This is a genomic window from Microbacterium sp. K24 (assembly GCF_004794465.1).
Classification (GTDB): Bacteria; Actinomycetota; Actinomycetes; order Actinomycetales; family Microbacteriaceae; genus Microbacterium.
In genome coordinates, this window is the sequence record NZ_SSDJ01000062.1 from 1 (window position 1) to 10,300 (window position 10,300).

The 10,300-nt window shown below is 69.6% G+C and carries 13 protein-coding genes and 1 pseudogene; 3 read left to right on the plus strand and 11 right to left on the minus strand.

The window, feature by feature from the left end:
- The 9 genes and pseudogenes from DW306_RS04345 to hpt form a co-directional block, all read right to left on the minus strand.
- A pseudogene (locus DW306_RS04345) lies at positions 1-393 on the minus strand (hypothetical protein); the annotation flags it as partial.
- On the minus strand, positions 390-971 hold the full coding sequence (locus DW306_RS04350; RefSeq protein WP_136054424.1) for a PH domain-containing protein: 582 nt from the start codon (positions 969-971) through the stop codon (positions 390-392). The gene DW306_RS04350 and the pseudogene DW306_RS04345, both read right to left, overlap by 4 nt.
- Positions 922-1,404, minus strand: a complete 483-nt coding sequence (locus DW306_RS04355; protein WP_136054425.1) for a DUF3180 domain-containing protein — start codon at positions 1,402-1,404, stop codon at positions 922-924. Before DW306_RS04355 ends, DW306_RS04350 begins: the two co-directional genes overlap by 50 nt.
- Positions 1,401-1,940, minus strand: coding sequence for a 2-amino-4-hydroxy-6-hydroxymethyldihydropteridine diphosphokinase (gene folK / locus DW306_RS04360; RefSeq protein WP_136054426.1), 540 nt, complete (start codon positions 1,938-1,940; stop codon positions 1,401-1,403). The genes DW306_RS04355 and folK overlap by 4 nt, the downstream gene beginning before the upstream one ends.
- Entirely contained in the window at positions 1,937-2,332 is a 396-nt protein-coding gene (folB, locus tag DW306_RS04365) for a dihydroneopterin aldolase (RefSeq protein WP_136054427.1), read from the minus strand. Before folB ends, folK begins: the two co-directional genes overlap by 4 nt.
- A 31-nt stretch (positions 2,333-2,363) precedes the next feature.
- On the minus strand, positions 2,364-3,173 hold the full coding sequence (folP, locus tag DW306_RS04370; protein ID WP_136054428.1) for a dihydropteroate synthase: 810 nt from the start codon (positions 3,171-3,173) through the stop codon (positions 2,364-2,366).
- Entirely contained in the window at positions 3,170-3,775 is a 606-nt protein-coding gene (folE, locus tag DW306_RS04375; protein WP_136054434.1) for a GTP cyclohydrolase I, read from the minus strand. Before folE ends, folP begins: the two co-directional genes overlap by 4 nt.
- Before the next feature lies 1 nt (position 3,776).
- The gene (gene ftsH, locus DW306_RS04380; protein ID WP_136054429.1) at positions 3,777-5,777 is read right to left on the minus strand and encodes an ATP-dependent zinc metalloprotease FtsH; all 2,001 of its coding nucleotides are present in this window, start codon (positions 5,775-5,777) and stop codon (positions 3,777-3,779) included.
- A 59-nt stretch (positions 5,778-5,836) separates the two neighbouring features.
- Complete coding sequence (gene hpt / locus DW306_RS04385) at positions 5,837-6,388, minus strand: hypoxanthine phosphoribosyltransferase (RefSeq protein ID WP_136054430.1); 552 nt, start codon at positions 6,386-6,388, stop codon at positions 5,837-5,839.
- Positions 6,389-6,486: 98 nt separating this feature from the next.
- On the opposite strand from hpt, the gene DW306_RS04390 reads away from it, so the two are divergent.
- The gene (locus tag DW306_RS04390) at positions 6,487-7,086 is read left to right on the plus strand and encodes a DUF937 domain-containing protein (protein ID WP_136054431.1); all 600 of its coding nucleotides are present in this window, start codon (positions 6,487-6,489) and stop codon (positions 7,084-7,086) included.
- On the opposite strand, the gene tilS is transcribed toward DW306_RS04390, so the two are convergent.
- Positions 7,087-8,079 (minus strand): tRNA lysidine(34) synthetase TilS, encoded by a 993-nt coding sequence (gene tilS, locus DW306_RS04395; protein ID WP_136054432.1) that lies wholly within the window; start codon positions 8,077-8,079, stop codon positions 7,087-7,089.
- Positions 8,080-8,154: 75 nt separating this feature from the next.
- Between tilS and DW306_RS04400 the strand changes: the two genes are divergently transcribed.
- Both DW306_RS04400 and DW306_RS04405 read left to right on the plus strand, forming a co-directional pair.
- A complete protein-coding gene (locus tag DW306_RS04400; protein WP_240747053.1) occupies positions 8,155-8,808 on the plus strand; it encodes a TMEM175 family protein in 654 nt (217 codons plus the stop codon).
- Between the two features lie 56 nt (positions 8,809-8,864).
- A complete protein-coding gene (locus DW306_RS04405) occupies positions 8,865-9,356 on the plus strand; it encodes an inorganic diphosphatase (protein ID WP_045254862.1) in 492 nt (163 codons plus the stop codon).
- Between the two features lie 75 nt (positions 9,357-9,431).
- Here DW306_RS04405 and DW306_RS04410 read toward each other — a convergent pair.
- Positions 9,432-10,300 (minus strand): M23 family metallopeptidase (locus tag DW306_RS04410; protein ID WP_136054433.1); only part of this gene is annotated, 869 nt, incomplete at its 5' end.

The following is a 10,300-nucleotide window of genomic DNA, read 5'->3' on the forward strand; positions in this document are numbered from 1 at the left end:
GCGCACCTCGACGTGATCGCCGGTGATGCGGAACTGATGGAACCGCCAGAGGAACCAGAAGACCGCCACGAGCACGACGACGAGGCCCAGCACGCCGAGCAGCACCAGCAGGATCAGGTTGTTGTTGACCACCCAGTCGACCGGGTCGCCGCCGGTGTAGTCGCCGTAGTGCGCCTCCTCCGGCGTGAAGAGCTCGACGAACCAGGTGATGATCCGATCGCGCATGTTCGCGATCGCGATGCCGGCGACGATGATCAGGACGAGCCCGCCCTTGAACAGCGGCGTGAGCGGATGCATCCGATGCCATTCGCCGTCCGCGAGGGTCGTCGATGCTTCGCCCACCGGGGCGGATGCCGGCGCGTTCGGGGCGGCGGGGAACTGCTGCTCGCTCACAGGCCGGTCCGGCGGGTCTCGGCCACTTCGATGAGGGTGTCGCGCAGGGCCTCGGAGGCGGACTGCGTGAGGCCGGGGATCTGCACGCCGGTCGTCGCGGCAGCGGTGACCATCTTCAGCTGCGAGATGCCGAACGCGCGGTCGAGCGGTCCCTGGGTGATGTCGACGAGCTGCATGCGCCCGTAGGGCACGGCGATCATCCGCTGCCACAGGATGCCCTTGCGGAACACGATGTCGTCGGCGCGGAGCATGTAGCCGATCGCCTTCGCCTGGCGCGGCAGGATGATGAGCGCGATCACGGTGATGAGCAGGATCACGCCGGCGGGGATCCACACCCACTCCTGCTTCAGCACCACGTTGAGCGCGACGGCGACGGCCGCGACGACGACGATGAAGATGATGTTCTGCACGATCTGCGAGACGACGTACCGCGGTGAGATCTGGTGCCAGGTGCCGTCGAGCTCCAGACGCGCCTCGTTCCGCGCGGTGCGCAGCTGCGTGTACGTTCCCTGGTCGAGGGCGTCGAGATCAGTGCCCTCCGCCGGGTTCAGGGGCGCGGTCTCTGGGTTCTGAGTCATCAGGATCCTTCGGAAGGGTGCAGAACTGTTCGGCGACGAGCGCGGCGATCACGAGGATGATCGCGCTCCCGATCAGGGCCAGCATGGCCACAGTCGACCCTACCTGTGGATCGACGGGACGCGACAGGAGGAACACCAGCAGACCGGCGCCGAACCCGGCCATGATCGCCCCGAGCAGACTGGACGCCCGGGCGAGGGTCGCCGCCCGGAGAGCGCGGAACGGATCGATCCGGATGCCGGAGCGCACGCTGCGGCGCACCGGCCAGGCCACGCCGAGGGCCGCTGCCGCGATCAGCAGGAGCAGGACGGGGAGGAAGAGCGACGGAGTGAACGTCGAGCGTCCGCCCGCGGTGAGCAGGTGATCGAGGAGGAATCCTCCGCCGGCGCCGAGCAGGGCGAGGACGGCGAGGACCCCGGCCGAGGTGCGTCTCATCCGTCGCTCCCGGCGCGCAGAGCTTCCGCGAGCTCGGCCACGCGGCCGTGGCCGATGAGCTCGGCGTCGGCATCGACGTCGAGCCAGGGGTCCAGCACGAACAGGCGCTCGGCGGCACGGGGGTGCGGCAGCTGCAGACGCGGGTCGTCGGAGACGACCTCCCCGTAGGAGATGAGGTCGAGGTCGAGGGTGCGATCCCCCCAACGCTCGCGGCGTTCGCGACCGTTCTCGTCCTCGATGGCATGCAGCATCCCGAGCAGGATCTCGGGCGCGAGCCGGGTGGTGACCAGCGCGACGGCGTTGACGTAGCCGGGCGCATCGGGGTCGGGGCCGTCGACGCGTAGCGCGACCGTGTCGAACAGGCTGGAGAGGCGCACCTCGCTGACGAGCGGCAGTCGGGCGATGCGTTCGGCGGCGGCGCGGATCGTCTCATGGCGCGCACCGAGGTTGGCACCGAGGGCGACGACGGCGACGACCTCGGGCCGACCGGGCCGGCGATCGGGAGTGTCGAGGGGCCGAGCGAGATTGCGGCTCATGCGGTGATATCCTCCAGGCCGGCCGACGTGCGGGTGCGATGGACGGTGACGGACACGTCGGAGAAGGTGAGCGGGATCGGGGCGTGCGGCTTGTGCACCGTGACGACGACGCCCTGCACGCGGGCATCGTCGAGCGCGACATCGGCGATGCGTGAGGCGAGCGTCTCGATGAGGTTGACCGGGTCGCCCGCCACCACGGCCGCGACCTTCTCCGCGAGCTCGCCGTAGTGCACGGTGTCGCTCACGTCGTCGGATGCCGCGGCCTGCTCGAGCGCGAGATGAAGGCGGAGGTCGATCGTGAACTCCTGGCCGTCCTGGCGTTCGTGGTCGTACACGCCGTGGCGCCCGAACACGGTCAGCCCCGTGAGGGCGATCTCGTCGAGGAAGTCCATGTGCCTAGCGTACGGGGGCCGTCGCGCCGCCTCACCCCGTCCAGGCGTGGGCGACGGCGAGGGCGTCGCGGGTCGACGCGACGTCGTGCACGCGCACGGCCCAGACGCCGGCCCGCGCGGCGAGCGCGCTGGTGACGGCGGTGGCCAGGTCACGACGCGCCTCCGAGATGTCTTCGTCGCCCCCGGCATCCTGCCGAAGCGTCTCGGCGAGGAACCGCTTGCGGGAGGTGCCGACGAGCACCCGGGGCCCGAGGGCCACGATCTCGTCGAGGCCGCGCAGCACATCCCAGTTCTGGGCGCCCGCCTTCGCGAAGCCGATGCCCGGATCGACGATGAGACGCGACGGAGCGATACCGGATGCCGCCGCCTCGCCGACGCGCTCCTGGAGCTCTCCCGCGACCTCTCGGGCGACGCGCCGGTACTCGGCATGCGCGTACATGTCGGCGGAGAAGCCGCGCCAGTGCCCGATCGCGAAGTCCGCACCGGATTCGGCGACGGCGGCGCGCATGTCGGGATCGGCGAGGCCGCCCGAGACGTCGTTCACGATCCGAGCGCCTGCGCGGACGGCAGCGACGGCGGTGGCCGCGCTGAGCGTGTCGACGCTGACCGGCACTCCGGCCGCGGTGAGCTGTTCGATCACCGGGATCACCCGCTGCTGCTCGACCTCGGTGCCGACGCGCTCCGCGCCGGGCCTGGTCGACTCGCCGCCGACGTCGAGCACGCTGGCTCCGTCGGCGCGCAACCGCAGTCCGTGCGCCACCGCGCGGTCGACGTCGAGGTAGCGCCCGCCGTCGCTGAACGAATCGGGGGTGACGTTCACGATCCCCCAGATCGCCGTCATGCGTGGGTCCCCGACCCCGCCGAGGGACCGATCAGGGTGATGAGCTCTGCCCGTGCGGCCGCATCCGCGTATGCGCCGCGCGCGGCGATCGTGAGCGTCGACGCCTCGGTCTGCCTCCCGCCGCGCATCGTGACGCAGCCGTGGCTGGCATCGAGCACGACCAGCACGCCCCGGGTGTCGAGGTGCTCCGCGATCGTGTCGGCGATCTGCTCTCCGAGACGCTCCTGTACCTGCGGACGGGCGGCGAGGATCTCGACGACGCGCACGAGCGCTCCGAGACCCACGACCTGCTCCCCCGGAAGGTACGCGAGGTGGGCGTGGCCGGCGAACGGCAGCAGGTGGTGCTCGCACACCGAGCGGAAGCGGATGTCGCGCAGGAGCACGGCTCCGGACGGGAGGGTGTCGGGCGCGGGTCCGCGGGTCACGCTGATGGTGCGCGCGAGCGGCTCCGCGGCATCCTCACCGACACCGGCGAAGAACTCCGCATAGAGCTCGGCCATCCGCGCCGGCGTCTGCTTCAGGCCCGGCCGATCGGGGTCTTCGCCGATCGCCTCCAGCAGCTCTCGCGTGAGCCGCTCGATGCGCTGCGCGTCGACGGTCACGTCACGCCGTCGCGGGACGCGGGTGACCGGCACCCGCCGAACCCTGCTGCGTCCGCGGTGCGGCGGCGGGCGCCTGGACGGATGCCGCGAGCGAGACGTCCTTCTTCGGCACCTCGATCGGCGGCCGCTCGGAGACCGGACGGTCTTCGCTCGACAGCCAGAGCGGACGCTCCGGGAGCTTCTTGATCTCGGTGAAGATCTCGGCGATCTGGTTGTGGTCGAGGGTCTCCTCCTCGAGCAGCGCCAGGGCGAGCTTGTCGAGGATGTCGCGGTTCGCGCTGATCACCTCGTAGGCCTCGTTGTGCGCCTGCTCGATGAGGGCGCGCACCTCGGCGTCGACCCGCTCGGCGACCTTCTCGGAGTACTCGCGTCCGCGGCCCATGTCACGGCCGGCGAAGGGCTCGCCGCCCTCGGTGCCGAGCTTCACCGGACCGACCTGCGTGGTCATGCCGTACTCGAGCACCATCTTCCGGGCGATCGAGGTCGCCTTCTCGATGTCGTTCGAGGCGCCGGTGGTCGGGTCGTGGAAGATGATCTCCTCGGCGACGCGGCCACCCATGGCGTAGGTCAGCTGGTCCTGCAGCTCGTTGCGGGTGATGGAGTACTTGTCGTCCAGCGGCAGCACCATCGTGTAGCCGAGCGCCTTGCCGCGGGGCAGGATCGTGATCTTGGTGACCGGATCGGTGTAGTTCATCGCCGCGGCCGCGAGCGCGTGGCCGCCCTCGTGGTACGCCGTGATGAGCTTCTCCTTGTCGCGCATCACGCGGGTACGACGCTGCGGACCGGCGATCACACGGTCGATCGCCTCATCGAGAGCGCGGTTGTCGACCAGCTGCGCGTTGGAGCGGGCGGTCAGCAGCGCCGCCTCGTTCAGGACGTTGGCGAGGTCCGCACCCGTGAAACCCGGGGTCTTGCGGGCGACGACCTCGAGGTCGACGCTCTTCGCCAGCGGCTTGCCCTTGCTGTGCACCTCGAGGATCTTCTGGCGGCCCTTGAGGTCGGGAGCATCCACGCCGATCTGACGGTCGAAGCGGCCGGGGCGCAGCAGAGCGGGGTCGAGGATGTCGGGACGGTTCGTCGCCGCGATCACGATGACGTTCGCGTTCGGGTCGAAGCCGTCCATCTCGACGAGCATCTGGTTGAGCGTCTGCTCGCGCTCGTCGTTGCCGCCGCCCATGCCGGCGCCGCGGTGACGGCCGACGGCGTCGATCTCGTCGATGAAGATGATGGCGGGGGCGTTCTCCTTGGCCTGACCGAAGAGATCGCGCACACGGGACGCGCCGACGCCGACGAACATCTCGACGAAGTCGGAACCGGAGATGGAGTAGAAGGGGGCGCCGGCCTCACCGGCGACCGCGCGGGCGAGCAGCGTCTTGCCGGTTCCGGGAGGGCCGTACAGGAGCACGCCCTTCGGGATACGGGCGCCGATCGCCTGGAACTTGGCCGGGTCCTGCAGGAACTCCTTGATCTCATGGAGTTCCTCGATGGCCTCGTCGGCACCGGCGACGTCGGCGAAGGTGACCGTCGGGGTCTCCTTGTTGACGAGCTTGGCCTTCGACTTGCCGAACTGCATGACCTTGCCGCCGCCGCCCTGCATGGACGAGAGCAGCCACCAGAAGAGAAGGCCGAGCAGCACGAGAGGGAGAAGGAGCGAGAGGAAGCCGTCGAACCAGGTCGCGCGCGGGACGGCGTCGTTGAAGCCGTCCTTCGGCGCGGCCTCGTTGATCGCGGAGACCACCTCGTCGGCGCGGGCGTCGACGTAGTAGAACTGCACGTTCTCGGAGCCCTGGAACGGCTTCGACAGGGTCATGTCGACGCGCTGGTCGCCGTCGGTGTTCACGACCTCGGTGACCGAGGTGCCGGAGAGCAGCTTCAGACCCTCCTGGGTCGTGATCTGCTTGGGCGCCCCGAGGTTCGAGATGAGGAGGAAGCCGCCGAAGAGCAGCACGCCGATCAGCGCGACGTAGATCAGCGGATTCCGGGTGAGCTTCTTCACATCCATGATCGGATCAGCGTATCGCGCGCGAACTAGGCACCCGCTGTGCGTTCACCCACGGCGTATCAGCTGTAGACGTGCGGTGCGAGCACGGCGACGTCGCGCAGGTTGCGGTACCGCTCGGCGTAGTCGAGGCCGTAGCCGACGACGAAATCGGTGGGAATGTCGAATCCGACGTACTTGCAGTCGATGACGACCTTCGCGGCCTCGGGCTTGCGCAGCAGCGCCAGCACCTCGATGGACTCCGCACCGCGGGACTCGAAGTTCTCGAGCAGCCAGCTGAGGGTCAGACCCGAGTCGATGATGTCCTCGACGATCAGCACGTGCTTGCCGTTGAGATCGGTGTCGAGGTCTTTGCGGATCTGAACCACGCCGCTCGACCGGGTGCTCGCGCCGTAGCTCGACACGGCCATCCAGTCCATCGGCGCGTGGAACGGGAGAGCGCGTGCGAAGTCGGCCATCACCATCACCGCGCCCTTGAGGACGCCGACGAGGACGAGGTCCTTGCCCTCGTAGTCGGCGGCCACCTGCGCCGCGAGCTCGTCGAGCTTGGCGAGGATCTGCTCCTCTGTGACGAGGATCTGGGCAAGGTCGTCCTGGATTTCGGCGGCGCGCATGGATCGATTTTAGGCGACGGGAACAGGTGCCCGGATACGGCTTCCGCACTACTGTGAGCGGTGAGACGGGCGGATGCCCACCGACGGAAGGATTCACCATGGCTCTTGACGACATCCTCAAGCAGGTGCCGGTCGACGACATCGCCGAGAAGCTCGGCGTCTCGCGTGACGAGGCGAAGGTCGCGATCGAGCAGGGCGGCGCGGTGCTGCTCGGCGGCCTCGCCAAGAACGCCGAGACCCCGGAGGGCTCCGCCGCGATCCAGAAGGCTCTGCAGAAGCACGAGGGCGCCACCGGCGCGTCGAAGGTCGACGATGTGGATCAGACCGACGGCGGCAAGATCGTCGCGCACATCCTCGGCGGCAACGAGAAGGAGGTCACGTCGAAGCTCACCGAGTCGAAGGCGACCCCGGGCATCGACTTCGGCAAGCTCCTGCCGATCCTCGCGCCGATCGTGATGGGACTGATCGCGAACGCGAACAAGGACAAGAAGGCGGATACGGGAGCGCAGGAGTCCGGCGGCGGCATCGGCGACCTCATCGGCGGTCTTCTCGGCGGCGGCAGCAGCGGCTCCGGCGGCAGCGCGGGCGGCGGCGGCATCGGCGATGTGCTGGGCGGTCTTCTCGGCGGCGGCTCGGGCAGCTCCGGCGGCGGCGGAATCGGCGACCTCCTGGGCGGCCTCTTCGGCGGCAAGAAGTAGTCAGCGGGCGGATGCCGTGAAGACGATCTGCCCGCCTCGGCGCACGGCCGCGCAGCCGGGCAGATCGATCGGCCCCTGACCCGCCCAGTCCGTGACGAGTCTCGCGACCTCCACGGTCTGCGTGCGGGTCAGGCTGACGCCGAACTCGCTGTCGACGACGAGGCGGATGATGCGGTTCCGGAGAGCTGCGGGGTTCGCGGCGAGGGCGGCGACGCTGACCGAGATGCCGGCCTCCGCATGTTCGACGATGTCCTCGATCGTCTCGTGGATCATCTCGTCGAACGCCTCCGCATCCTCGCGGAGCTGATCGGCCGTGCGCGCGAGCGCCTCGGCGATCCCCGGACCGAGCTCGGTCTCGAGCACGGGGAGCACCCGCTCCCGCACGCGCACCCGGGCGAAACGGTCGTCGAGATTGTGGGGGTCGTTCCAGGGATCCAGAGCGGATGCCGCGCAGAAGGCGCGTGTCGTCTCCCGCCGCACGCCGAGCAGCGGTCGGATCCAGCGCAGCCCTTCGTCGTCCTCGCGCGCCGGCGCCATGCCCTGCAGGCTCGCCGCCCCGGAACCTCGGGCCAGCCCGAGCAGCACGGTCTCGGCCTGGTCGTCGAGCGTGTGACCCAGGAGCACGGCACGAGCGCCGACATCGGCCGCGGCATCCCGCAGCACCCGGTAGCGCGCCTCTCGCGCGGCCGCCTCGGGGCCGCCGTCGCCGTCGACGTCGACACGCACCACGAGGGCGTCGAGACCGATCGCTGCGGCGACGCTCGCTGCACGCGCCGCGACCTCTGCCGAGTCGACCTGCAGACCGTGATCGACGATCACGGCTGTCGCCGGCATCCCCCGCTTCGATGCCTCGAAGGCCGTCGCTGCGGCGAGCGCGAGCGAGTCGGCACCGCCGGAGAGGGCGACGATCACCGTCGAGCCCTCCGGAAGGTCGGCGAGCGCGGTGCGCACGGCGAGGCGGATCTCTGCGATGACGGGTGAGAGCGACGGCACAGTCCCACGGTAGGACACTCGACCGCTCCGCGCGCGTCCGTCGACCCCGGGCGCCGCGCGGTCTATTCTGGCGCCGTGGCAGATCGCAGGAGCGCGCAGCAGTTCTCGACCGAGAGGTTCAAGGCGTTCGCCGACGCCGTCGTCGCCATCGCGATGACCTTGCTGATCCTCCCGCTGCTGGAGTCGGTGTCGGATGCCGGCGCCGAAGGCGTGGCCACGGCCGAGTTCTTCCATGAGAACGGCGGACAGCTGTTCAGCTTCGCGCTGAGCTTCGTCCTCATCGCGAACTTCTGGATGGAGCATCACCGGCAGTACACCGAGGTGACGTCGATCACTCCGGGGCTCCTGTGGATCAACATCGCGTGGATGGCGACGATCGTGTGGCTGCCCGTGCCCACCGCGATGCTCGGGCAGATGGACACCGACTCCCTGCAGGAGGTCGTGTACATCGGCACCCTGATCCTCACCCAGATCACGACGCTCGCCGCCCGCGTGTACCTGCTCCGGCGTCCGGAGATGACCACCGCGACCACCGCGAGGGTCCGTCATGGCGCTGCCGCCGACATCGCCGCGATCCTGCTCTTCGGGCTCGCGCTCGCGGTCGCCCTGCTCATCGGCGACCAGGGGTATTACGCGCTGTTCCTGCTGGTGCTCACCGGCGTCATCTCGAACGTCATCTATCGGCTCTGGACGCACGAGAAGCCGCAGGCGAGGGACGAGACGGCCTGAGCCGCGGCGGGTAGGCTGGTCCGCGGCATCCACCCGTCTTTCTGAGGAGCACACGCATGGGCGCACACGACGCCGTCATCGAGATCCCGCGCGGCAGCCGCGTGAAGTACGAAGTCGACCACGAGACCGGGCGAGTGCACCTCGACCGCGTGCTCTACACGACCTTCGGCTACCCGGCCGACTACGGCTACTTCGACAACACCCTCGGCGAGGACGGCGACCCGCTCGACGTGCTCGTGCTCCTCGACCACGCCATCTACCCCGGCGTCGTCGTCGAGGTCCGTCCGGTGGCCGTGCTGAAGATGAGCGACGAGGCCGGCGGAGACGACAAGCTCGTCGCCGTGCTGTCGAAGGACCCCCGCTGGGCGCACATCCAGGACATCGACGACATCGCCGAGTACACGAAGAAGGAGATCGCGCACTTCTTCGAGCACTACAAGGACCTCGAGCCCAACAAGTGGGTCAAGGTCGACGCCTGGGGCGACAAGGCCGAGGCCGAGCGCATCCTCGACGAGGCGATCGTCCGTTTCGGCGAGCAGGGCCACTGACCCCTCCCCGGTCCATGCAGAAGACCCCCGGTTCCGCTCAGCGGCCGGGGGTCTTCTGCATGTCGGAGAGGTCGATCAGACCCAGATGTTCCGATCGGCGAGGAAGTTGATCGGGTTGGTGTACTGCCCGTTGATGTAGACCTCGAAGTGCAGGTGGCATCCGAACGAGCCGCCGGTGTTCCCGGCGTAGGCGATGACCTGTCCGGCGTTGACCCACTGGCCGTGACGCACGGCGAATCCGCCGGGCTTGATGTGCGCGTAGCCGGTGCCGACGCCGCTGCCGTGCTGGATGCGGATGTAGTTGCCGTAGCCGCCGTTCGGGCCGACGTAGTCGACCGTCCCGCCGTAGGCCGCGTAGATCGCCGCGCCGCAGCCGTTGGCCAGGTCGACGCCGTAGTGCCAGCTCGTCGAGCAGCCGCGCGAGTTGCACTGCTGCGACCGCGGGCCGTATCCCGAGCTGCGGTGGCCGCCATGCGGGCGCACCCAGCCTCCGGTGCCGGGTGTCCCGCCGCCGCCGCTGTTGCCGCCGGCGTTGGCCGCGGCCTCTGCGGCTTCGCGCTCCCGGCGGGCCTTCGCCTCGGCCTCGACACCGGCCTGGTATCCGGCGACCGTCGTGGCGGTGGTGTCCTTGAGGGCGGCGAGCTGCGCCTGCATGGTCGCGAGGTTCGTCGACTGCTCGTCGAGCGCGGCCTGCGCGGCGTCGGCGGCTGCCTGGGCCGCCTGCATCTTCTCCTCGGCGATCAGCTGCAGGCGGTCGCGCTCGTTGCGGGCGACGACGGCCTGGTCGCTGAGCGACTGCGCGGAGTTGCGGGCGGCGACGGCGTCGTCGTAGACCGACTGGTTGTACTCGAGGAGCTTGTCCATCGTGCCGAGCCGCGCGAGGAGCTGGTCGGCGTTGTCGGCGGATCCCGCGAAGAACAGCTCGAGGGACGTGTCGTCGCCGC